This window comes from Undibacterium sp. Ji22W, assembly GCF_049340305.1.
GTDB lineage: Bacteria > Pseudomonadota > Gammaproteobacteria > Burkholderiales > Burkholderiaceae_D > Undibacterium.
This window is the reverse complement of record NZ_JBMPOU010000001.1, coordinates 1,073,663-1,098,235: the sequence shown is the minus strand read 5'-3', so window position 1 is coordinate 1,098,235 and position 24,573 is coordinate 1,073,663. Positions and strand designations below refer to the sequence as shown.

Here is a 24,573-nt window from a genome sequence, read left to right as displayed (position 1 = left end):
GTTAAGTCTAAAATCTATCTAACCGAACGCAACAACGCTGCCACGTCCAAAATAAACGAGACACCGCCATCGCCCAAAATCGTTGCTCCTGAAATTCCAGGTATTTTCCGATAATTGGATTCGATATTTTTCACGACCACTTGTTGCTGTCCAACCAAATCATCAACAAATAACGCAGCTTTTTTGCCGTCGACTTCAACTATTACAGTAATCCCTTTCGAAGGGTCCGTATGCATTGGCGTAATGTTAAACGTTTCAAATAACGGTATTAGTGGCAAGTACTCCTGCCGAATTTTGATGACTCTTCCCTTACCTTTTATTTCTTTTATATCCTCAGGCTCAGGCTGTAGAGATTCCACAACGAAACCGAGAGGCAATATATAAATTTCCTCGCCGACTTTGATCGACATACCGTCCAAGATCGCCAGTGTAAGCGGTAACGAAATTGTGATTGTGGTTCCAAAGCCTTTTGCTGAACGGATATCTACAACCCCACCCATGTGGGTAATATTTCTCTTTACGACATCCATACCAACACCACGGCCAGACACATCAGTAACTACTTCTGCGGTAGAAAAACCAGGCGCAAAAATAAGCTGCCAAACGTCCGAATCAGACATCGAATCAGAAACGGCCAAGCCATTTTGCTTTGCTTTTGACAATATACGTTCACGATTTAGACCGCCACCGTCGTCGCACACTTCAATCACAATATTGCCACCTTGGTGAACTGCAGAGAGTGATAATTTCCCCACTTCACCCTTCCCATTTTCAACACGGGTCGCAGGCATCTCAATTCCATGATCGATACTGTTACGTACCAAATGCGTCAACGGATCAACGATTCTCTCAATTAGTCCCTTGTCTAATTCTGTAGATGCACCATATGTTACGAACTCGACCTTTTTGCCCAATTTATTTGCTAAATCGCGCACCATTCGTGGAAACCTCGAAAAAACATAATCCATAGGCATCATTCGAATTGACATGACTGCTTCCTGCAGGTCTCGCGTATTCCTCGTCAAATGGGCGACGCTACTCAATAAGCGCTCATTAGACACAGGATCAAGATCCTGCGTTCGTTGTGTCAACATCGCTTGCGTAATAACTAATTCACCAATTAAATTGATGATTTGGTCGACTTTCTCTATCCCGACCCGAATAGTCGTCGATTCCTGATTTCCGACAGGTTTTTCCGCTTCTTTTTTGGTGGCTGGCTTACTGATTCTTCCCTGCACTTCGTGCGCAGAGGAGTCGTCGATTTTAGTAACGAGTGGGAGATTTTTTTCCTCAAGCGGAGGGAACATCGAATCAATCGGCTCAAAGAATCCATAACCTAATTCATCGTCACTTGCTTCTTTTTTTCCAGCAGAATCATCAGGAAGTACTTCATGTGTAATCGTCATTTTGTCAGCATCGACAATGAAAGAGCAGACAGCAAGAATATCTTCTTCTGTACCGTTTGTTTTCAAGGCAATAGAATCTTGTCCATCCGCTGTCTTTTCGCTCCAAGCCAAACCAAGCAAACCTAATTCGGAATTTAAAACTGACAAGTCTGACGAACTTACCTCTTTAAAACTCACGCGAAAACAATGATGAAATTTCTCCTTGATGTCACTCATCTGATTAATAGGCGACAAGCTGATAGATGGCGCTATTTTGGGTGCAATTTCATCCCGGACAAATGATTGCAACAACATCCTGACATCACCGACTGCATCTAAATCAACCGCGGTTCCCAAACGATGTCCATCTAGCTGCATCTTAAGAATATCTTTTGCAGCCAAAAACGCGTCAACATGCTCCGCAGTTAAATGCATTTCTCCCTTACGAATTTTATCTAGCAATGACTCTAGAATATGCGTTACTTCGGTCATATCGGTGAGACCAAAAGTAGATGCCCCGCCCTTAATTGAGTGAGCAGCGCGAAAGATAGCGTTCAAATCTTCGGGATCTGGGGACGAAATATCAACACCTAGCAGCAACTTCTCTTTTTCTGCGAGAAGTTCTTCAGCCTCATCAAAAAAAACCTGAAAAAACTGACTCATGTCAATCGTCATTATTTCACCCCATTTTTTACACAAATACCTGACCGATATTAATTGAAATCAGCCGATCACTTTTTTCACAACTTCAGTGAGCTTCTGAGGGTCAAAAGGTTTAACCAACCAGCCATTTGCACCGGCCGCACGCCCCTTAGCCTTCATATCATCGCTTGATTCAGTTGTCAGCATTAAAATTGGGACGCGTTGATAGGTCGACAGCGCTCGCAATGACTTAATCAAAGTAAGTCCATCCATTCTTGGCATGTTTTGGTCCGTAAGAACTAAGTCAACGACTTGGTTCTTCGCTTTCTCCAGTCCATCCTGACCATCAACAGCCTCGATCACTTGATATCCAGCTGCCTTCAAACTAAACGCAACCATTTGACGCAGCGATCCAGAATCATCTACCGCTAAAATTGTTTTGGCCATCATTACTCCATTCAGAAAAATCGTGAAAAACTCTCTGCTCTATTCATTTCTAAAATAATTCAATATCACCACTATTTAAGTGTTGCTGGTTTACTGTTTTACGCAACAAACTTTTCAATTCAACACTCTGTTGTTCTAATTTTTCGGTAATCTCGGTCAATACCGCTGAAATCTCTTCGGTCTCGCCATCTATCGGAATGACATTTCCGACCATATCTAAAGTTGAAAGCAACTCGCGCAATCCAACACTTCGTTGCACTGTTCTAGAAATTAGCTGGCTGGTTAGATCTTGAAATTGAAGACTGGTCACTGCCAAATTAATATGCGTCGCGATATCCGATTGGATTTTCGCTAATTTCTCAATACTATCTTTGGGAATAAGACCAGTATTAACCAAGTCAAGAATCTGTTCTTCTTGTGACGTTATTGACGTATGCAAGTCCAAAAAATTCTCGCCTAATTTTTCGATAGCCTCTGCCAGCAAAATTGTGGTTTGAACCAAATCAGTTTCAACTTCAAGCAAATGCGCCACGCCATGATCTGAAACACCTGATAAAAGCTGTTTAACCTGTGAGCCCAAGTTTTTTTTCTTCGACATCTTCAGCATCCCATTCTGCAAATTATCTTTTGCAATTGCTAATGCATTTGATAAACCAACTTACTTTTTTGTTTCAACTGGAATGTCAACTGTTTTCCCCAAATCAACCTCACCACCATCCTGCGAGGCCGACAGCTCAGCTTTTTTATTCATCACAATGATGCTAATTCGTCTGTTAATGGGGTTTAACGGGTCTTCCTTATCAAACAATACTGAGGACGACAAACCTACTATTCGCAACACCTTAACTTCCTCCATTCCGCCGTAAATTAATTCACGACGTGAAGCATTAGCGCGATCGGCTGATAACTCCCAATTACTGTAACCCTTTTCACCGCTACCATATGGCGCCGCATCGGTATGCCCTGACAAGCTAATTCGATTCGGAACATCATTGAGAGCTAATCCGATTTCATGCAAAATTTCTTTTGTGTACGGCTGTAATTCGGCTTTGGCAGAAGCAAACATAGGTCGATTTTTTTCATCGACAATTTGGATTCGCAGGCCTTCCGTTGTGATGTCTAACAACAATTGATTCTTAAACTGTTTCAAAGTTGGGCTAGATTCTATCGCGGCTTCAATTTTACTTTTTAGCCCCTTTAAACGCTCGGCATCTGCCCTTGCGAGAGCTGCTTCAGCCGCCTGCAAGTTATAGGTTTTTTTGACGGCTTCTATTTCGCCTTTCTTTGTTTGGCCCTCACGTAGAGACAAATCCTTGCCGCCGCCTTTAATTACACTTGAACTATCACCGCTGCCATCACCACCCGACATCGCAACTTTTAAAGGATTCTGAAAATATTCAGCGATACCTTGCAAATTACCTTTGGCTGTAGACCCCAACAACCACATCAAAAGAAAAAACGCCATCATTGCCGTAACAAAGTCTGCGTAAGCAATTTTCCAGGCGCCGCCGTGATGACCACCAGCGACTTTCTTAATTCGCTTTACGATAATCGGGCGAAGTTCTTCGTTTGCCATATCAACTCGTTAATTATCTATTTAGACTTCGATTGCTTGATGTGGTCTTCCAACTCTGAAAATGTTGGTCGCTCAGTCGAATAAAGTACCTTACGTCCAAATTCGACGGAAAGTGCAGGAGCATATCCATTCAAGCTAGCTAACAACGTCACTTTTACACATTGAAATGTTTTGGAAGACTCATCCAAATTTTGCTCCATAAGACTCGATAACGGCCCAACAAAACCATAGGCCAATAAAATACCCAAAAACGTTCCAACCAAGGCATGTGCAATCAAGATTCCCAATTCCGCTGGAGGGATACCGACCGACTCCATGGTGTGCACCACCCCCATCACAGCCGCAACGATACCAAATGCTGGCAAGCCATCGCCCAGCTTCGCAATAAAATGAGCAGGAATTGCACCCTCATGATGATGGGTTTCTAGCTCGTTATCCATGAGGTTCTCTATCTGAAAAGCGTCCATATTTCCAGATACCATCAACCGCAAATAATCACTTAAAAACTCCATCAGGTGATGGTCCGAAACCACCAAGGAATATTTACTAAAAAGGGGACTCTCCTCAGGCTTCTCAATATCACCTTCGATAGACATCAGGCCCTCTTTGCGGATTTTCGTCAATACGTCAAACAACATGGTCATCAACTCCATGTAGAGCGCTTTACTGTATTTAGAACCCTTAAGAACACTTGGTAATGCTTTTAGCGATGCCTTTAAAGTTTTCGAATTATTTCCGACGAGTGACGCACCGACCGCGGCACCGCCAATCATCAAGAGCTCAAGGGGTTGAAACAAAACGGCTAAATGACCACCGCTCATCACAAATCCGCCGAAGACAGAACCACAGACGACTATATAACCCACAATAACTAACACGAGTTAGACTCCTTAAACAGTTTGACCCCGAATTACGATGGCTTTCGAGCTACAACTTAAGAATACCAGCGATCACGTAACATTAGGCAACATTTTCCTGAATATTGCCCAAAAAATATATTTCTGTTGTTTCATTATATGCGCCAGCCATACAAATACACGCCATCAAAGCCAACTTCCACTGAAATATCCGGCGCTACGAATGGAACAATAAACTCATAACTTAGAAAGAGCGAGCCCGGCACCATTTCGCGCTTCACCTTCTCCCATACTCGCGGCATCGCAGCGGGAGACAAATAGCAAAATACGACATCAAACTCCGAGAAATCTTTGCAATAAAAATCGCCCAGCCTGAATTTGACATTTGACTTCAAAAAAGCGGCTCGAACGATGCTTACAAACCAAGGCAACGGAGCAATTTCTACCCCAGTAAAGTCTCCATCGCTACGCTTTGCTGACAAATTAATCAATAAACCGCCCATTCCGCTACCAATGTCAATCAATTTCAAGTTCTTACGATCAACGACCAGCTCCAATATAGGTGCCAACAACTGAGAATGTGAAGGAAAATATGGAACCTGCGTTCTATAGGTCGACCAAAATAGCGTCGAAAAAATAATTAGTACAATAAAATAGTAATAAGGGGAGATTTCAAATTGCGACAAAAAATACGCCGCTAGAGGGAAACTGAATTGAATTGGCCACCACCACCAATCAAATTCAAATAGGTATGCCGCGAATGCGGCAACACAGGCATGTAAGAAGAGGAGTGAGAAAAGTGAGAATGAAATCTTAAAAGCGGAAGAAACAAAACTCAATAATACAAAAGTTAATAATAGAGAGGTTATTTGCAGAAATAAGGACTTAATGCCGATCGAAAATTTCAAAACCCTCACCTCATATCTACAGTTTTCTCAAAATCATATCACCAGAACACTGTAGTACGAAGACAAAGATCTTAATTTAATACACGTTCAACTTCTGCGGCGCGCGATTTCTTAGTTTTACCAGCACGAGAAGGAACATGACACAAACCGCACGCATAATGATCATGCAAATCCAGAGAATGCCCAACAAATTGTCCGCCGCATTGTTTGCATTTCACGAAGGAGAGCAAATTCCCCTCAAAAAAACGAACCAAGGTCCAAGCTCTGGTCAAGGATAAGACCGGATCATCACCATCAGGAGTTGGCATTTGTTCCTGATACAATTTATAAGCCTTTACAACCGCATGAATACCATCAATGTCGGCATGATCTCGCAAGTATTTAAAGATATTCATGAAGAGCGACGAATGAATATTGGGCTGCCACGTCACGAACCAATCTGTTGAAAAAGGCAACATCCCCTTTGGTGGCGAAACGCCTTTTAACTCTTTATAAATCTTCAATAACCGCTCTCTTGAAAGAGATGTTTCAGATTCGAGCAACTGCAAACGCGCACCTAAATTGACAAGGTCAACAGCCAATTGAATTTCATTAGCTTCATTTACAATACTTTTCGTTGCCATTTCACACCTCGACTATTTTCAGATTCAGATTCACAATTCAACAGTTAAACGATTTCTTCAACTTTTTGACCCGCCATCAAAATGGCCGCATGTGAATGAGCAAGACTACGTTCCTTATTGTAATTGGTCAGCATACAAAGAATTGAGCTGTCCTCAAACCGGAAGCGAGCCAACATCATATTTGAGCCTGCCAATTTTAAAATCTGAGCATTGTTCATTCCCTCGATCAAATCAGCGATTTCTTTGCTAATTCCTAAGCGAAAGATTGCCGTCGCCTTATCCGCACGAATCATTTGCTGCGCGAGCATCAAGTAGCTTAAATTTGCATCGCGGATTTCAGCCATCATGTCATTTGGTGTCATTTTAGAACTCCCACTTATTTGCCCTAGCGAAATGTGTTGCCAGTGAGACAGATTGTGGTGCTTGACGAAAAATGAGTGTATCAGCGAAACAATGGAGTTAAATGCGGAAAAACAAGAAAAATCCAATAGGAATTGATCCTACATTGGATTATTTGAGATAAATCACTATTTATTAAGTAATTTTTATTTGAAGACGAGAACTACTTAAAACAGAATAAAAATTATTGAAATCAACAACTTAAGTCTTTAGGAAAAGAAAAATATGCCCAACTCTCACATCATTAACGGCATCAATTCAGGAAACTTTAGGCCTAACTCAAAATATTTTTGATTTATTTTTAAACTGATCCTACAAACATTAACGGCAAAAAAAAACGCCACTTTAGGGTGGCGAGAAAAATATTTTTACTATTTGTGTTGGATTTCTGTCGAAAAATGTCAAAAAACCATGAGAACTAATTATAGAAGCAAAAGAACTATTTCATCGTTTGAGGAATAGTCCATTGCTAAGTGCTATCAATAAAGGGTTATGAATTAAGTCTTCCAGCATCCGCCTCTAATTGCCAAAGACAGGCGCCCTGAGTTGCTTTATTAATATCTGTCAATAGTCCCTCATGTGCTTGCTTTTCACCATTTTCTGCAAATACAACAATTACGTCGTAATCTTGTTCTGTTAGTTCGATCATCTCAACGGCAGCATGTACCGGCTCGTCTTCAATTTCAATGCTAAAACTATTTTGACCGCGAGACATTGCCAAAAATACGTCTGCTAATAACTCTGCATCAAGCAGGGCTCCGTGCAATTTTCGATGAGCATTTGAAATTTCATATCGATCGCACAAGGCGTCTAAGGAATTTCGTTTGCCCGGATGCAATTCTTTCGCTTGAACCAGCGTATCAACGACGGCAGCCACGTAATCATCGAGCTTCGACAACCCCAAACGATCAAACTCAGCATTTAAGAAGCCCATATCAAAAGGAGCGTTATGAATTACTAATTCAGCATCGCGCACGAATTCTAAAAAATCATCTGCGACTTGTGCAAATATAGGTTTATCACTCAAAAATTCCGTGGTTAGCCCATGCACCGCCAGTGCCCCCTCTTCCGATTCGCGTTCAGGGTTAATATAACGGTGAAAATTATTACCTGTGAGTTTACGATCAACTAATTCGACACAACCAATTTCAATCACACGATTACCTAATCGCGGATTTAACCCTGTCGTTTCAGTATCTAGAACAATTTGTCTTTTCATATTTACCATTCAATTCTTTACTTCAGCCAAATTCATGCGGTTATCGGGAATCCAAGTCAATTCGATTTTAGTGCTAGTCCCGTTGGGTTCAGTCTGTTCATCCACTAAAAAAGCTGCGTCGACGCCTAATAAACCGACGAAAAATAATTGATCATCGATGTAAATAAACGGCAATTTTTCACGCAGCCAAAAGGGTATTTTGGCACTTTGAAAATGACTTTTCATATCCCGAGTAGGTCTATTTTTCGCTAACCGTAGGCGCTCACCTCCCAGACGCCGACGGATAACCATCGTTTTCTCATTGAGAATGTTGACACAAACACCAACTTCACCGCGTTGAAAAATTAATGTTCCCTTTAACTCTGAAAAATATTTTGACGGCTCTCCGCTCCACTGAAACTCAATATCTGCTTGATGGGTACTCACCAGTCGTTGATCAAGCAGGTATATTTTTGAAGCATAACGACAAATTGAATGTTCGCCATGATGAATCGTTACTCGCGCATCTTCACGAGCATTAAACAATTGATCTTGGATTTCGGCGATTTTCGAAGTTGATGGCAGTTGTACGTGATTAATGCTGAGCCAATAGCGAAATACATTTGAAATCCGATCAGCATTCAATGCTAACAATTGCGTCAAGTCCAAGACATTATTTTCACTACAAGCGTTCAAATCAGTCGCAGCAAGCTCGTCAAGCAGGCGTTGCGCAGAGCGGGTATGCACAGAAGTACGAAATAGACGCTGCACAAACTGAGGGAAAACTTCTTCAATTTTTGGCATCAACAAATGGCGAGTTGCATTGCGCGTAAAAACCAAATCCGCGTTCGACTCATCTTCGATATTTCTTAATTGATTGAAATTCGCATAAATCTGTATTGCATTCTTCGACTCAGATAATAAAGGTCGTCCGATGAGAATATGTGGTGAATTGAGTAAAGTTGGAGCGAAATTAAATTCATCCATACCAGCGAGCCCACGTAATCCTGTGCCTCGAAACAATTGCATCAGCATGGTTTCCGCCTGATCATCAAGATGATGGGCTACCAGCAAAAAATTTACTTGATCGATTTTGCATAGCCGTCCAAGTGCCTGATATCTCTCAGTTCTTGCGATAGATTCAATCCCCTTCCCTTGATTTTTAATCACGACCTGATCAGTTCTGAACGGAATCCCCAATTTAGAACAGGTATCTTCGCAATGCTTTTGCCAAACTAGCGCATTAGCACTTATTCCATGATTGATATGGTACGCAAAAACAGGGATTTGCTCTTGTTGAGCGTAGAGGGAAGTTAGTGCTAGGAGTACGGTGGAATCGAGGCCTCCACTGTAAGCAACCGCAATTCCAGTTGTCTGACAGTGAAGATTTTGCGTTTGAATGATGCTAGTGAGTTTAGCAAAAAAACGTTTCTTTAACTCCTCGGCACTTTGCGAGTGCGACTGACTCATTCGGAAACTCGAGTTTCCTTAAATTTGCCATAGCTCATTAATTTTTCATGGCGATTAGCGAGTAATTCTTTTGTCTTCATTCCTTGAAATTGACGTAATGTATCTGCCAACGCTCGTTTCACCAAAGCGCACATTTGTTTAGGATCGCGATGCGCGCCACCAAGAGGTTCATTAATAATCTTATCAATTAACCCCATTGCCTTTAGTCGGTTTGCAGTCAATCCGAGCGCTTCGGCCGCATCGGAAGCGCGTTCAGATGTTTTCCATAAAATAGACGCACAACCTTCGGGAGAAATCACCGAATATGTTGCATATTGCAGCATTAACACAGCATCCCCTACTGCTAACGCCAGCGCTCCACCTGAACCGCCTTCCCCAATGATAGTCGCGATCAAAGGAACTTTCAATTCGGCCATCACGTACAAATTATGCCCGATAGCTTCCGATTGACCGCGCTCCTCGGCGTCAATTCCTGGCCATGCCCCAGTAGTATCAACGAAAGTAAATACAGGAATATCAAATTTCTCAGCCAATTTCATAAGGCGCATCGCTTTGCGGTAACCTTCAGGCTTAGGCATACCGAAGTTACGCATTGCACGTTCTTTGGTGTCTCGCCCTTTTTGATGCCCGATCACCATACATGCTTGACCATTGAAGCGAGCCAAACCACCTACGATGGCAAGATCATCTGCGAAGGCTCGATCACCGTGCAACTCATGAAAATCAGTGAAGATTTGCGAGATATAGTCCAACGTATATGGACGTTGCGGATGGCGTGAAATTTGAGACACCTGCCAAGGCGTCAATTTGGCATAGATATCTTTTGTCAACATTTGACTTTTTTGCGAAAGACGATCAATTTCTTCCGAAATATCTACTGCCGAATCGTCTTGCACAAAGCGCAACTCTTCAATTTTTGTTTCGAGCTCTGCAATTGATTGCTCGAATCCCAGGAATGTCGTTTTAGTCATCGTGCCTCCTTAAAAATTCCACACGAGTTAAAGAAATAAGCTTGATTGTATCAAGTTAAGCTAACTTTTCATCCAAACTACGCCACATATACCATGTAGCAACCGTCCGCCAAGGTTCCCAGTTTGCCGCCACCTCACGAATATCAATACGTGAAACTGGCTCTCCGGAAAAATAATTTTTGCTAATTCCACTGATCAGGCCAGCGTCATCTAAAGGTAAGATATTTGGGCGTAACAAATTAAAAATCAAGAACATTTCAGCGGTCCAGCGACTAATTCCGCGGATTTGAACCAATTCAGCAATCACTGCCTCATCGCTCATATCAACCCAATTGTCGACATGCACGCTGCCGTCTTTGAAGTGCCCTGCTAAATCAAGGATATAGTCTGCTTTACGTTTCGACAAGCCACATGAGAGTAATCGATCTTTGCCAGCACTAAGAACTTCATTCGGCGTTGATTTGGAACAAACGCCTAAATATTTCTCCCAAAGTGCATTTGCAGATGCTCCAGAAATTTGTTGCGCAATAATGGATCTGGTCAAAGTGGTAAATGGATCGTCTCGACCAAGTAAATATAAATCACCAAAATGTGGAATCAATTTTCGTAAGATTCGATCTCGCTTCATCAATTCTAATTTTGCATTTTCCCAATAGTCTGGAACATGCAATGCGGGATTACGGACAATATTATTTTTATTCATTCTATGATCTTCCGTAATACAAAAAACAAATCATGCAAGCATCATGCTAGAACCAACTTACCCATCTTTAACTGTAAAAATGATTAAAGAGAACCGCGAATTTTACATGATAATGGTACAGAAAGAACTAAATTTGAAATAGGAGAAATTGTGCAGCAGCATTTCATTTAATTAAAAAAACTTAAATTAACATAATTTTTTATTACTTTAAATGTACTTTTCTTACATCCGGAAGATATTGAATAAGGCAGCCGCAAACACTAAAACCTAGCAATGCATTTCATTTGCTACGAAACTACGAAAGAATTCGTCTCAATCGCGAACACAATGCCACTTTTTCACAGCAATATGCCAAACTCTATAACGCGGTAGCGAGTTTATTTGTTAAGATTGCGCCTGATTTATTTCGTCATTAAGCACAGCATCAAAATAGATAATTTATTTCAGGCGCATTTTCAGCCCAGAGATACAAATCAAACCATTTGCGCCATTTACTATCCCATTCCTGACCTACCGATATTAGAAAAGACTTCAAATTAAATTATGCGACACTCAATAAAAACCGCATGTGCTGCGATTATATTAAGCATTGGATTCTCGCCACTGGTATGGGCGGATGATGCTAGTGATGCCAGTAAACTTTATAAAGCTGGTCAATTGAATGAAGCGATTAAAAAGATCGATGCGGTGCTTTCGCAACGCCCTAAAGACGCGCAGATGCGCTTTCTGAAAGGCATTATTTTGACTGAACAAAATAAGCCTGCTGAAGCGATAACCATTTTTAGTAAGCTCACCGATGACTATCCGGAACTACCAGAGCCATATAATAATTTGGCGGTACTGTATGCGTCGAACGGACAGTTTCTGAAAGCCAGCGCAGCCTTGGAAATGGCGATACGGACAAATCCCACGTACGGAACAGCCCACGAGAATCTCGGTGATGTCTATGCAAAATTGGCAAGTCAATCCTATGACAAAGCTTTGCAACTTGATTCCGGTAATTCAACTGCGAAGTTGAAACTAAATCTTGTGAAAAATCTGATTGGCAACACAACTGGCGGTACTAATCCAAAAACAACGACGAATAATCCACCACCAATTGCCAGTATTCCGAATACACCAACAGTCACTGCGACACCACCTGCAAAAGTTAGCGAGCCTAAGTCGACGCCTACGCCCCCAACCAAACCTGTGGTTCCAAATAATGACAAAGATAATGTCTTAGATACGGTCGAAGCTTGGGCGAAAGCATGGAGCAGTCAAAATGTCTCGAAGTACTTGAATTATTACGCAAAAGATTTTCAAACACCGAAAGGTGAATCCAGAAGTAACTGGGCTGAAGATAGACGTTCACGGATAGAAGGAAAAGGCAAAATTGGAGTTCGTATTGATGCCCCACACATTAGCATTGACGGCAATGTGGCGACAGTTAAATTCAAACAATTTTACACTTCAGACCGTTTATCTTCCGCCAGTCACAAGACTTTGGTGTTATCCAAACAAGATGGTAAATGGCTAATTAAGCAGGAGCGTTCGGGTAACTGATGTATTTATTATTTCGAAGTAAAGTTCCGGCGCTACGGCATGCTGGAACATTCACATGTTTCGTAGCTGGAGCTATTTCACTTATTGCAGGGTTAATGGACTTCGCATCTGCGAATAACAATCCGCCCTCAAAAATTCAAGCATCGATCGAGAAAACAGGTCCAAACCCTGATTTGCTTTTGATTGAAACTTATAAGTATCTAGCAAATAATGAACTCGGAAAAGCACAAGCAAAGGTCGATGAGCTGTTACTTGCCTACCCTAACTTTCATTTAGCACACTTAATTCGAGGTGATCTGATCGCAATGAGAACGCGACCTGTCAATCGGTTTGGTGCAGCCAGCAGTCCCCCTCAAGACAAATTAAAAGACCTAAATGATGAGGCAGTTGCTCGATTACGCGCAATCACTGAAAGACCAAACAAGGACTTAATACCTAGCGTCTTATTACAGATGAGTGATGAACAGCGTTATTCTCTTGTAATGGATGCGAAGCGGGCTAGGCTGTACTTGTATGAAAACATTGGCGGAATCCCGACCTTATTAAGCGATTACTATGTCAGTCAAGGCAAACTTGGCATGGATAAATTCAAAGAAGGTGACCAACGTACCCCTCTAGGTGTTTATTACATCACTAATCGCCTTCCTGGTGCGAAGTTACCTGACTTTTATGGCCCCGGCGCTCTTCCCTTAAATTATCCAAATGAATGGGATAAATTAAAAGGACGAGGCGGGTCAGGCATTTGGCTACATGGTGTCCCATCAACCAACTACAGTCGCGCACCGCTCGCTTCAGACGGTTGCGTAGTACTCTCAAATCCGGACTTTTTGAAAATTTCTGCTATCGTTGATATTGCTAGGACGCCTGTCATTATTAGTGACCGCATTGAATTCGTTTCACGTGCCAATTGGAATGCCGAAAGACAAAATGCTCGTCGTTTGATTGATAACTGGCAGCAAAGTTTACTATCCAGCAATGCTAATGTAGCGACTTCTCTCTACGCTAAGAATTTCAAAAATGCCGTAAATGATTCGGCTTCAACTTGGGTTTCTAAACAAACTCAGGTGATCAATAAACCAGGGAGCAACGTAAAATTACGTGAACTATCCCAATTCAAATATCCAGGAAGAGAAGAAATTATCGTTAGCAATTTTGTTTTAGATATTCAAACGAATCGTGGGCTCAGCTCTACCAAGCGGCGACAATATTGGGGTAAAGAATCTGGAATTTGGCGTATTTTTTACGAAGACACAAACCAAATTACAGGCCCAAGGTTGGAATCTGATTCTATACAAGAAACTGCCAAAATTACCGCAAGAGAAATTCCAAAAACAGAACTCATTTCAAAGATTGTCGCGAAAGTAGAAACACCAGAAAGCAAATTTGCACTTGCTCCTAAAAAAGTTACTACAAACAAATCTCATGCCGTAGCACAAAATGAAATCGAGCAGACGATCAAACGTTGGATCAATGTCTGGAGCGCAAAAAATACAAAAGCTTATCTAGCTCATTATGCAAAAGATTTTCAAACACCAAACGGCGAATCCCGTAAGTCGTGGATGGAAGAACGCCGCACGAGAATTGAAGGCAAAGGCAAGATTGCAATCAATATTGACTCTCCCAGTATCAATGTCGAAGGCAATACAGCGACTGTCAAATTTAGGCAAAATTATCAATCAGGTGCTTTGATGGCTAGCAGCCGAAAAACCCTCACAATGGTTAAGCAAGATGGTAAATGGCTCATCAGGCAAGAACGTACTGGTAGTTAGTAGACATAGACACAAACTCATACGCAAATTCACATACAAGTTCGCCTAAAAGTTTGCATCAAAATTATCATGAAAAATTGCAATAATTACAAAAGGAGTCAATAATGATCAAGCATTATCGCCGTCATTTTTTACAATTGAGTGCTGTTAGTTTCCTTACTTTCTTCGTGACTTTGGCACAAGCACAAGAGCGACCCAAGGTAAATATCAAAACATCAGTGGGTGATATTGTTCTGGAACTATATCCAGAAAAGGCACCAAAAACAGTCGAAAATTTTCTACGCTACGTAAAAAAAGGCCACTATAACAAAACAATATTTCACCGCGTGATTGATAATTTTATGATTCAAGGTGGTGGCATGGATGCCGCGATGCGAGAAAAACCAACGGACAAACCCGTGGTTTCTGAAGCCAAGACTGCCTTTGAACATGAGTTGAAAAATGATATTGGAACCGTAGCGATGGCGCGGACAAATGATCCTAACTCGGCACGTGCACAATTCTATATCAATGTAAACAACAATGACTTTCTCAATTATCAACCTATCGCTGAAGGTGATCCAGTTCAAGTTATGAAAAATGGCGAACCAATTACTTTGCCTCGCTCACGTGCCTTAATTTTTGCAGCAGGATATACCCCATTCGGTAAAGTCATTGAAGGTTGGGACGTCGTCGAAAAAATCAAATCAACACCAACCTCCGAAGTCAGCATTCATCAAAATGTTCCCGTTAAGATGATTACGATTATCTCGATCAAACAAATTAAATAATCTCGTCACTTTGACATTTAGTGACGCTTTTACACAAATTCCAAATCAGCTTCATTTACAATACGCAAACTATTTTTAAGAAGAGGTCATCATGGCAGTGCTACTTACCACTAATTTAGGCGCAATCAAAATTGAACTCAATGCGGATAAAGCACCAAAGACCGTCGCTAATTTTCTGTCCTACGTCGAGTCTGGACATTATGTCGGCACGATATTTCACCGTGTCATTGCTGGTTTTATGATACAAGGTGGTGGCTTCGAGGCAGGAATGAAGCAAAAACCAACGAATGGCAACGTCGAGAACGAAGCGAACAATGGTCTAAAAAATGTTCGTTATGCGTTAGCCATGGCACGCACTAGCGATCCGCATTCTGCTTCGGCACAATTCTTCATCAATACAACCAAAAACGATTTCTTAGATTTTCCCGGCCAAGATGGTTGGGGTTATTGTGTCTTTGGTGAAGTAATCGAAGGGACAGAAATTGTTGACAAAATTTCCGCTTCAAAGACGACTCGTTCCGGTTTGTTTGCTGACGTGCCCGTTGAAAACATCGTCATCGAAAAAGCAGAAATTATCTAAAACCAGTTCAGACAAAATTATTCAGTGAAATATTGATGCTAGCCACAAAGTCTGATCCGAAATTGTCAAACAAATTGCAGGAGAAAGCTCTTGCGCTGTTTGTTTCTGACGTTCACTTGTCGGATGCGCTACCGCGGACGACCGACTATTTTTTGCGATTCCTGAGCGAACAAGCGCGCAATACTGAACGACTGTATTTATTAGGAGATTTATTTGAATATTGGGCTGGTGACGACGATGGCGAAAATAGTTACAATCAAGAAATCATCGGGGCTTTGCGCGCACTCAATGATTTTGGCGTAAAAATCTTCTGGATCGCTGGCAACCGAGATTTTTTGATAGGTAGCCATTTTGCACAGTCAGCTGGTGTTGAATTATTGAATGACCCGACCGAACTTCGCATAGGAGAATGTCACCTACTCATTTCGCATGGTGACGCACTCTGCACAGACGATACCAGTTACATGACATTCCGTGCAATGGTACGTCAAACAGAATGGCAGACCGCTTTTTTAGCCAAACCGTTAGCAGAGCGTAAAGCGATCATCCTTGGCATGCGCAAAGCTAGTAACACGGAACAACAGAATAAAAGTATGGCGATCATGGACGTCAATCCTGATGCAGTAATGTCGCTCTGCGAACAATATCCGGGCGCAACTTTAATCCATGGTCATACCCACAGAAATGCAATTCATCAAGAAGCACATGGTTTACGCTACGTCTTGCCAGACTGGGATTGCGATCATCACCAAAACAAGCGCGGTGGCTGGCTACGCCTAGACTCGCAAGGCAAACTAGAATTTATCTATATCTGAGCTGCGCCAACGTTTGAACAATGCGCTTCTCAATCCACCAACTGAGAAATCTCAGTAGCATCTAAGCGTCTTTCATTGAGTGACTTTTCACATACAATGCCGGCAACTTTAATCGCTGCGCGCAATTTCTCTATTTGCTCTTGCTGCGAACAAACATGTTCAGTCAATTGGCGAAATGCTTTAGAAATCGGATCATCGCCATTCGTACCCAGACCATAAGCACTAAAGCCGAATGTTTCATGTGCAGCTTCCTTGTTCTGCGCTGATTGAACAATATGAGCTGGATTCCCGACCGCAGTTGCCCCCGCAGGAACAGGTTTAATCACCACTGAATTGGAGCCAATCTTTGCACCGGCACCTACGGTAAAACCGCCCAAGACTTTGGCTCCAGCACCAACGATCACGCCTTGCTCTAGTGTCGGATGACGTTTAGCGCCTTTGGTTAGCGATGTACCACCTAATGTCACACCTTGATAAATGGTGCAATCATCACCGATCACAGCCGTCTCACCAATCACAACGCCGAAACCATGGTCAATAAAAACTCGTTTGCCAATTGTCGCACCTGGATGGATTTCGATGCCAGTAAAGATACGTGCCAAATGCGCGATAAAACGTCCTAACCACTTCATTCCATGGGTCCAGCACCACTGCGCCCACGTATGCATCACAATCGCTTGCAAGCCCGGATAACAGGTAATCACCTCCCAAGTGTTGCGAGCGGCGGGGTCACGTTGAATAATACTAGCGATATCTTCGCGTAATTGCTTAAACATAGTCCGGAAATAAATGAATGAGATTTGTGCAGAGCTGCACATCAGGCGAAAAAACAAAACACTAGTGTAATGTTTTTTGCGAAATGGCGCTGAGCGCGTTTAATTCTCTGAATCTATTACCGTCATTGTTCCACAGCAAAGATGCACAGCGCCAAATCGATGGAATAAATTACTGAGCAGCGATACGTTGACGACGGGCTTCGTACAAACAAACGCCAGAGGCGACCGAGACATTCAAACTTTCGACAGAGCCCAACATAGGAATTTGTACCAGCATATCGCAATTTTCACGGGTTAATCGGCGCATACCTTCGCCTTCATTGCCCATCACAATCGCGATACCACTTTTGAAATCAACGTCGTAAATCGTTTTTTCTACGTCATCAGAAGTCCCGATAATCCAGATGTCACGTTCTTTCAAATCGCGGATAGTGCGAGCCAAATTCGTCACCGTAATGTAAGGAACAGTCTCCGCCGCACCACTTGCAACTTTTTCGGCAGTAGCATTCAATCCGACAGCACGATCTTTAGGTGCAATTACCGCATGCGCGCCAACACCATCGGCTACACGCAAACAAGCGCCGAGATTATGGGGATCAGTAATGCCATCTAAAATCAACAATAGTGGTGGACCTTCAATTGCATCGAGCAACTCATCCAGATTACGCGCGAGTGACAATTCACCAGCCTTTGCAACCACACCTTGATGACGACGGGTACCAACGATATTTGACAAACGTTGATCGTCCGCCTGAATAATGCGGATACCAGCTGATTTGGCCGCATGAATCAACTCTTGCATGCGACGATCAGAACGATCATTGTCGACGTAGATTTCCTCTACTGATGAGGCTTCATGGCGAATACGAGAGGTCACCGCATGGAAACCGAAAATCATTTTACTTTTCATTGCACACTTCTTTATAGGTATTTAAATATTTTATTAATAACTTACTAATCGATCATAAAGTGAACTGATCAAACGTATCGCGCAAAACTAGTTCAACGCTTCTTACGCATAGGCGGCGCAGTTTTAGCTTTACGTTCAGCGCGAGTCGCTGCGACCGATACTTTCTTGCGCTTTACTTTATTTGGTGGCGTCTCGACATAAATCGCGGGCTCTTTTCGCGGTTTCGCTTTTGTACTGAGCGCTGGCTTTTCATTGTCGATTACACGGCCTACTTTCAAATTGGCGCTACGCTTCCCTTGACGTGTTTCAGCGACCTCTTCAAGTTCACGCGTTTTCGGGAATCGATTAGGGACTGCACTGGTGGCCAACGACAAATCAATCTTTCTGGCATCGATATCGACCCTACTTACAACTACTTTAACTTTATCAGTAAGTTGATAACGTTTACCGCTTCTTTCGCCCCGCAATTCATGCCGAGCGTCGTCGAATTGAAAATAATCTGCGCCAAGTTCAGTAATATGTACCAAGCCCTCGACGAACATTTCATCCAATTGTACAAACAGGCCGAATTGTGTCACGCCGGAAATCGTACCGGTAAATTCTTCGCCCAATTTACTCTTCATGTAATAACATTTGAGCCAAGCCTCGACGTCACGTGAAGCTTCGTCAGCACGTCGTTCATTTGCAGAGCAATGCGTTCCGAGCATGTCCCAAATCGTTTGTTCTTTTTGGTGACGCTCTTTGCCAGCTGCCCTGTCTACCGCCATTTGCTTACGCGCGGCATTTGAGATGGTGGTATTGAGAATACTGGTATCAATACCCTTAGGCTCATACTTCTTACCTAACAGGATTGCTTTAATCGCCCGATGTGTGAGTAAATCAGGATAGCGACGGATCGGGCTTGTGAAGTGCGCATAGGCATCGTAAGACAAACCGAAGTGGCCAATATTATCGGGACTGTACACCGCCTGTTGCATAGAACGTAGCAGCATCGTTTGTAATAATTGCGAATCAGGTCGACTCTTAATTTTCTCCATCAATTGCGCATAGTCTGATGCGGATGGGCTGTCGCCCCCCATCAAATTCAATCCCACTTGACGTAAAAAATTACGAACTTGAGTGAGTTTTTCTTTCGTTGGACCAGCATGTATGCGATACACGCCCAAGTGCTCATATTCTTGCAAAAGGCTGGCAGCACAAACGTTAGCAGCCAACATACATTCCTCGATCAAGCGATGCGCATCATTGCGGGTACGAGGCAGTATTTTTTCTATCTTGCCTGCAGCATTCGCGACGATGTACGTTTCAGTCGTTTCAAAATCGATTGCACCGCGACGATGACGGGCTTTCAATAAGACCTGGAAAACCTCATACAGATGTAATAAGTGCGGTACTAGTGGCAATCGTTTATGTGCTTCCGGGCCTTTGGTATTACCTAAAATCGCAGCCACTTCAGTGTACGTAAAACGTGCAGCGGAGTGGATCACTGCAGGATAAAATTGATACGCTGTAACTTCACCATCGAGAGAAATCACCATATCGCATACGAGCGTCAAGCGATCAACATTGGGATTGAGCGAACACAAGCCATTCGATAATTTTTCCGGCAACATAGGAATCACACGGCGCGGAAAATACACAGAAGTACTGCGTAAGAGTGCATCGTCATCAATCGCGTCATTCGGCTTAACATAATGACTAACGTCGGCAATTGCTACCAGCAAACGATATCCTTTCTCGCGCCCTATTTTGCAAGGTTCGCAATACACCGCATCATCAAAATCACGAGCATCTTCGCCATCAATCGTTACCAGAGAGATATCACGTAAATCAACTCGCTCTTCCAAATCTTTTGAGCCAACGTCAAACGGCAATTTACTAGCGGCCTTCTGCGCAGCATCAGAAAATTCATGTGGCACACCAAATTTACGTACCGCAATTTCAATTTCAATGCCTGGATCGTCAATTTCACCCAAGATCTCAACAACCTTACCAATCGCTTGTGAATACTTGGTCGGTTGCTCTACCAATTCAACACTAACGACCTGCCCCGCCTTGGCTTTTCCTGGCGAGCCTGCCAATAAAATATCTTGATTAATCCGGTTATCTTCGGGTGCGATCAACCAAACACCGTTCTCTTGAATCAATCGTCCAATAATGTGCGTATTCGCTCGCTCGAGAATTTCTGATACGCTACCTTCGAGGCGGCCTTTACGGTCTGTACCAACTACTCGTGCAGTAACTCTGTCACCATTAAGAATGCGCGCCATTTCACGCTCAGGGAGAAATAAATCTGGGCTACCATCATCAGGCGTCAAGAAACCATAGCCGTCACGATGGCTACTAACCCTACCGACGATGACATTATCTTGTGCCAAAGCGGAAAAATTACCCAGCTTATCCTGTGCAATTTGGCCTTCGCGCTCCATTGCTTTCAGTCGTTTAGCCATGCCGTCGATCTCCTCAGGTTTCACGCCTAATTTTTTTGCAATCGATGTTGCCTTCAAACTTGTTTTTGAAGTACGCAAGACGCCGAGAATATCTTCGCGGCTGGGGATGGAGTAAAGATGTTTGTTCAAAACGATGGAATCTCTTTTAGATAAAGTAATACAAATTGCTTGTTTTGGGTGGTTCGTAAGATATAAACAGTTTATCGGGTTACCTAGAAAATACCTAGTCTTTGCAAAGGTAGATCGTTGGTACCACTAAAATTTTTCTCGTAATTCAAGCGCAGGCTCATATTTGCGCCGTCGATGCATTGACTTTATGAGGCATTACTTTATAATCTTGTTCTTCGTTGCCCACGTGGCGGAATTGGTAGACGCGCATGGTTCAGGTCCATGTGCCTTCGGGTGTGGGGGTTCGAGTCCCTCCGTGGGCACCAGCAATTTTTAAAAAAGCCGTTGATTCGTCAACGGCTTTTTTATTTTGCGCGGAATTTGATTAAGCACAAATTTGCGATCGCCTCTATTTTAACGCCACGCATCTAAACCTGACCTTAATGGATCTCGGAGATAAAAAGAAGACCTCTTATAAACCACCTGTCGTCTTTTCTTTATTGACCGTCGCCACTCATAGCTCTCACCACAACGACACTTCCTTAACCTTTGCCTTTGATTTCTTCCAAGCTTAAGGTGTCATAAATTTCAAATGGTTGATGGATCCACGGTGTACCTTGCAGATATTCTAGATAAAAATCAGGCACAACTACCGATACTGATTTCACCCAAATCACTGCACTTTTAATCTCATTGATTTCTGGATAGCGATTACGTAACCACGGTTGAACTTCCCGAAACGTAATGCCGGAATCAACCAAATCATCCACCAGTAAAACTCTTCCTCGTAAACTTTTCTCGACACTAGCGACACTTCCACCAATTTGAATTTGTCCTTGATCTTGCCCCGAAGACCCGCGATAAGAACTAACAGAAAGTATGCTCAAGGGTAATTTGAACAAACGCGAGAAGACATCACCTATGCGAAGTCCTCCGCGCGCAAGACACAAAATATGATCGAACTGCAAGCCCGATTCATGGATTTTCAATGCTAAGAGTTCTATCGAGCGATGATACTCATCCCAAGAAACCCACAAATCTTTTTGCTCAGTATTCAAGATCGACAACTTTTCAATATCAATTACAAAATCGACTGGAGTTCAATTACAGAAACGGATGACGCAATACGATGGTTTCTTCACGATCAGGACCGGTGGAAACCATATCGATAGGTACACCAACTAATTCCTCGATGCGTTTGATGTAATTACGCGCATTGACTGGCAAGGCATCCATAGATTGTGCTCCTACGGTAGACTCGGACCAACCAGGCATCTCTTCGTACACAGCAACACAGCGTGCTGCGTCTTCAGCACCAACCGGGAAGATATCAACGGCTTTGCCGTCAATTGTATAGCCAGTGCACAACTTAAGAGACTCCAAACCATCCAATACATCCAATTTGGTCAAACACATGCCAGACACGCCGTTGATTTGCACAGAACGCTTCAACAATGCAGCATCAAACCAACCACAACGACGCGCACGACCTGTTACTGTACCAAACTCATGACCAACACTCGCCAAGTGCTTACCAACACCTTGATCGGTTGGCAGTTCAGATGGGAATGGACCCGAACCCACACGTGTCGTGTAGGCTTTAGTGATGCCGAGGATGTAGTGCAACATACCTGGACCGACACCAGAGCCAGCAGACGCATTCCCAGCAACGCAGTTACTTGAAGTGACGAACGGATAAGTACCATGATCAATATCGAGCAAACTACCTTGCGCGCCTTCAAACAACAAGCTTGCGCCGTTTTTGTAGGCGGCATGTAATGCACTGGAAACATCCGTCACCATAGGTCGTATACGTGCAACATCGCGCATCGCATCGTCATAGGTTTTTTGGAAATCGACAGGTTCGGCTTTTAAATAATTAACCAATACGAAATTGTGATATTCCAAATTCTCTTTGAGCTTCTCAGCAAAGCGCTCAGGATTCAACAAATCTGCAACACGAATCGCACGGCGCGCCACTTTATCCTCGTAAGCTGGACCAATACCCTTACCCGTAGTACCAATTTTTGCAGCGCCACGAGCAGCTTCACGCGCCGCATCAAGAGCCGTGTGATAGGGCAAAATTACTGGACAAGCTTCCGAAATCTTCAAACGTGAGCAAACTTCAACACCGTTCGCTTCTAACTTATCAATTTCACGCAACAAATCTGGCACGGACAAAACCACGCCGTTACCGATATAGCAAGCCGTACCTGCACGCATAATCCCAGAAGGAATCAATTGCAAAGCAGTCTTCTGACCACCGATAACCAAAGTATGGCCGGCGTTATGACCGCCTTGAAAACGCACCACGCCTTGCGCGTGATCCGTCAACCAATCGACGATTTTACCTTTGCCTTCATCACCCCACTGGGTACCAATGACAACTACGTTTTTTGCTGGTTTATTTTGTGACATCGCTCATCAACCTACAGTTTTTAAAATCCATTGACTACCATCGAATTCGACCATGCGCGTGCATTCAAATTCGTCCTGTTCATTCTCGTGGCCGGGCAGATTTTGTATCACTACTTCGCCTGCCTGGCGTAATTCAAATATTTTGTGACGCAATGCTGGATCTGGACTCCACGGTGCCAGAATCGCATTCTTACGTTCTGCGGAAGGCATCAAACGCGCCAATTCGCGCAAGTCCAAAGAGAAACCTGTTGCCGGACGCGCACGTCCGAATGCTTCACCCACGTGATCATAACGACCACCGCGTGCGACCGCATTTGGCAAGCCTGGAACAAAAGCATTAAACATGACCCCACTGTGATAGTGATATCCACGCAGATCCGCTAAATCAACCGTCACTTTGGCACTACCAGCCAAATCAACCAAATAAGCCAATTCGTCCAATGCTATCGCAATCCCATCTAGTTTGGGCAAAATTTCACGGGCTTTTTGAATAATCGCTTTGTCACCATATAAATTTGGCAAATCTAATAAAGCTTGACGTACCTGAGGTTGAAAGTCTTTCGTCAACTCTTTTAATGCCGGCAAATCTTTTGCTTCTAACAGGGCAAACAATTGCGATTCATGTCGTTTAGCGGCTGCGTCGCTATTTAAAAGTGCACGCAGAACACCAACGTGACAGAGATCTAATCGCACCTCAGAAATATTTGCCAATGCTAAGGAGGCCAGCACCAACTCCTGAATCTCAGCGTCTGCCTCAAGACCAGCATGCCCATAAATTTCACCACCAATTTGTAAAGGTTCACGCGTTGCATGCAAACCTGAAGGCCGAGTATGCAAAACACTGCCTGCGTAGCAAAGACGAGTCACTGATTTACGATTGAGCAAATGTGCATCAATCCGTGCCACTTGCGTCGTCATATCTGCACGAACACCCATAGTGCGTCCAGAAATCTGATCGACTAATTTAAAAGTGCGTAAATCCATGTCCTGTCCTGCACCGGTCAACAAAGACTCAATGTACTCAAGCAAGGGCGGCATGACTAATTCATATCCGTAACAACGGAAATTATCTAATAAAACACGACGTAGCTCTTCTATCTTGCGCGCTTCCGACGGCAAGACGTCGGCAATGTTTTCGGGGAGTAGCCAATTTGGCATAAGAAACAATCTTCAGTAGTAACAATACTGCAAACATTAATAGATTGGGCAAAAACTAGAAAGACTGCAGTTCGAAATGAAATGCAGTCTATCTA

23 protein-coding genes and 1 tRNA gene are annotated in these 24,573 nt (G+C 43.1%); 6 read left to right on the top strand and 18 right to left on the bottom strand.

All coding sequences use genetic code 11. From position 1 onward, the window contains the following. Positions 1 to 14: 14 nt before the first annotated feature. From cheA to ACO0KW_RS04590, 12 genes are all read right to left on the bottom strand, one after another. On the bottom strand, positions 15 to 2,060 hold the full coding sequence (gene cheA / locus ACO0KW_RS04645; protein ID WP_423051092.1) for a chemotaxis protein CheA: 2,046 nt from the start codon (positions 2,058 to 2,060) through the stop codon (positions 15 to 17). 48 nt (positions 2,061 to 2,108) lie between these two features. After that, positions 2,109 to 2,474 (bottom strand): response regulator, encoded by a 366-nt coding sequence (locus tag ACO0KW_RS04640; RefSeq protein WP_212674470.1) that lies wholly within the window; start codon positions 2,472 to 2,474, stop codon positions 2,109 to 2,111. 49 nt (positions 2,475 to 2,523) lie between these two features. Then, positions 2,524 to 3,072, bottom strand: coding sequence for a chemotaxis protein (locus tag ACO0KW_RS04635; protein WP_423051090.1), 549 nt, complete (start codon positions 3,070 to 3,072; stop codon positions 2,524 to 2,526). 60 nt (positions 3,073 to 3,132) lie between these two features. Next, positions 3,133 to 4,050, bottom strand: coding sequence for a flagellar motor protein MotB (motB, locus tag ACO0KW_RS04630; protein WP_423051088.1), 918 nt, complete (start codon positions 4,048 to 4,050; stop codon positions 3,133 to 3,135). 17 nt (positions 4,051 to 4,067) lie between these two features. Then, on the bottom strand, positions 4,068 to 4,928 hold the full coding sequence (motA, locus tag ACO0KW_RS04625) for a flagellar motor stator protein MotA (protein ID WP_423051086.1): 861 nt from the start codon (positions 4,926 to 4,928) through the stop codon (positions 4,068 to 4,070). 134 nt (positions 4,929 to 5,062) lie between these two features. Further along, positions 5,063 to 5,815: an SAM-dependent methyltransferase gene (locus tag ACO0KW_RS04620; protein ID WP_423051084.1), complete on the bottom strand. Its 753-nt coding sequence runs from the start codon at positions 5,813 to 5,815 to the stop codon at positions 5,063 to 5,065. A 71-nt stretch (positions 5,816 to 5,886) separates the two neighbouring features. Then, entirely contained in the window at positions 5,887 to 6,438 is a 552-nt protein-coding gene (gene flhC, locus ACO0KW_RS04615) for a flagellar transcriptional regulator FlhC (protein ID WP_423051081.1), read from the bottom strand. A 44-nt stretch (positions 6,439 to 6,482) separates the two neighbouring features. Then, complete coding sequence (flhD, locus tag ACO0KW_RS04610) at positions 6,483 to 6,800, bottom strand: flagellar transcriptional regulator FlhD (protein ID WP_423051079.1); 318 nt, start codon at positions 6,798 to 6,800, stop codon at positions 6,483 to 6,485. 527 nt (positions 6,801 to 7,327) lie between these two features. After that, on the bottom strand, positions 7,328 to 8,056 hold the full coding sequence (gene dnaQ, locus ACO0KW_RS04605; protein WP_423051077.1) for a DNA polymerase III subunit epsilon: 729 nt from the start codon (positions 8,054 to 8,056) through the stop codon (positions 7,328 to 7,330). Positions 8,057 to 8,065: 9 nt separating this feature from the next. Beyond that, complete coding sequence (gene tilS / locus ACO0KW_RS04600; RefSeq protein ID WP_423051075.1) at positions 8,066 to 9,505, bottom strand: tRNA lysidine(34) synthetase TilS; 1,440 nt, start codon at positions 9,503 to 9,505, stop codon at positions 8,066 to 8,068. After that, complete coding sequence (locus ACO0KW_RS04595) at positions 9,502 to 10,476, bottom strand: acetyl-CoA carboxylase carboxyltransferase subunit alpha (RefSeq protein ID WP_186889361.1); 975 nt, start codon at positions 10,474 to 10,476, stop codon at positions 9,502 to 9,504. Before ACO0KW_RS04595 ends, tilS begins: the two co-directional genes overlap by 4 nt. 55 nt (positions 10,477 to 10,531) lie before the next feature. Continuing rightward, positions 10,532 to 11,179, bottom strand: a complete 648-nt coding sequence (locus tag ACO0KW_RS04590) for a DNA-3-methyladenine glycosylase family protein (RefSeq protein WP_423051073.1) — start codon at positions 11,177 to 11,179, stop codon at positions 10,532 to 10,534. Positions 11,180 to 11,722: 543 nt separating this feature from the next. Between ACO0KW_RS04590 and ACO0KW_RS04585 the strand changes: the two genes are divergently transcribed. The 5 genes from ACO0KW_RS04585 to ACO0KW_RS04565 all read left to right on the top strand — a co-directional run bounded on the left by ACO0KW_RS04585 (position 11,723) and on the right by ACO0KW_RS04565 (position 16,658). Next, positions 11,723 to 12,724 carry a L,D-transpeptidase Cds6 family protein gene (locus ACO0KW_RS04585; protein ID WP_423051071.1) on the top strand — a complete coding sequence of 334 codons (1,002 nt, stop codon included), beginning with the start codon at positions 11,723 to 11,725 and terminating at the stop codon, positions 12,722 to 12,724. Then, a complete protein-coding gene (locus ACO0KW_RS04580) occupies positions 12,724 to 14,493 on the top strand; it encodes a L,D-transpeptidase family protein (RefSeq protein WP_423051069.1) in 1,770 nt (589 codons plus the stop codon). The genes ACO0KW_RS04585 and ACO0KW_RS04580 overlap by 1 nt, the downstream gene beginning before the upstream one ends. A gap of 104 nt (positions 14,494 to 14,597) precedes the next feature. Beyond that, the gene (locus ACO0KW_RS04575; protein WP_423051067.1) at positions 14,598 to 15,263 is read left to right on the top strand and encodes a peptidylprolyl isomerase; all 666 of its coding nucleotides are present in this window, start codon (positions 14,598 to 14,600) and stop codon (positions 15,261 to 15,263) included. A 91-nt stretch (positions 15,264 to 15,354) separates the two neighbouring features. Continuing rightward, positions 15,355 to 15,843: a peptidylprolyl isomerase gene (locus tag ACO0KW_RS04570; protein ID WP_423051065.1), complete on the top strand. Its 489-nt coding sequence runs from the start codon at positions 15,355 to 15,357 to the stop codon at positions 15,841 to 15,843. 35 nt (positions 15,844 to 15,878) lie between these two features. After that, positions 15,879 to 16,658 carry a UDP-2,3-diacylglucosamine diphosphatase gene (locus ACO0KW_RS04565; protein WP_423051063.1) on the top strand — a complete coding sequence of 260 codons (780 nt, stop codon included), beginning with the start codon at positions 15,879 to 15,881 and terminating at the stop codon, positions 16,656 to 16,658. A 29-nt stretch (positions 16,659 to 16,687) separates the two neighbouring features. Here ACO0KW_RS04565 and cysE read toward each other — a convergent pair whose 3' ends face one another. The 3 genes from cysE to rnr all read right to left on the bottom strand — a co-directional run bounded on the left by cysE (position 16,688) and on the right by rnr (position 20,923). Continuing rightward, positions 16,688 to 17,434, bottom strand: coding sequence for a serine O-acetyltransferase (gene cysE / locus ACO0KW_RS04560; RefSeq protein WP_423051061.1), 747 nt, complete (start codon positions 17,432 to 17,434; stop codon positions 16,688 to 16,690). Between the two features lie 169 nt (positions 17,435 to 17,603). Then, positions 17,604 to 18,344, bottom strand: coding sequence for a 23S rRNA (guanosine(2251)-2'-O)-methyltransferase RlmB (rlmB, locus tag ACO0KW_RS04555; protein ID WP_423051059.1), 741 nt, complete (start codon positions 18,342 to 18,344; stop codon positions 17,604 to 17,606). 92 nt (positions 18,345 to 18,436) lie between these two features. Next, positions 18,437 to 20,923: a ribonuclease R gene (gene rnr / locus ACO0KW_RS04550; protein ID WP_423051057.1), complete on the bottom strand. Its 2,487-nt coding sequence runs from the start codon at positions 20,921 to 20,923 to the stop codon at positions 18,437 to 18,439. Between the two features lie 220 nt (positions 20,924 to 21,143). On the opposite strand from rnr, the gene ACO0KW_RS04545 reads away from it, so the two are divergent. After that, positions 21,144 to 21,228, top strand: a tRNA-Leu gene (locus ACO0KW_RS04545). Between the two features lie 216 nt (positions 21,229 to 21,444). Here ACO0KW_RS04545 and ACO0KW_RS04540 read toward each other — a convergent pair. Genes ACO0KW_RS04540 through ACO0KW_RS04530 form a run of 3 tightly spaced genes read right to left on the bottom strand, consistent with a single transcriptional unit; the run spans position 21,445 to position 24,478 of the window. Then, entirely contained in the window at positions 21,445 to 21,963 is a 519-nt protein-coding gene (locus tag ACO0KW_RS04540) for a phosphoribosyltransferase (protein ID WP_423051968.1), read from the bottom strand. 43 nt (positions 21,964 to 22,006) lie between these two features. Next, complete coding sequence (locus ACO0KW_RS04535; protein WP_423051055.1) at positions 22,007 to 23,320, bottom strand: adenylosuccinate synthase; 1,314 nt, start codon at positions 23,318 to 23,320, stop codon at positions 22,007 to 22,009. Between the two features lie 6 nt (positions 23,321 to 23,326). Beyond that, on the bottom strand, positions 23,327 to 24,478 hold the full coding sequence (locus tag ACO0KW_RS04530; RefSeq protein ID WP_423051053.1) for an ATP phosphoribosyltransferase regulatory subunit: 1,152 nt from the start codon (positions 24,476 to 24,478) through the stop codon (positions 23,327 to 23,329). Positions 24,479 to 24,573 lie beyond the last annotated feature (95 nt).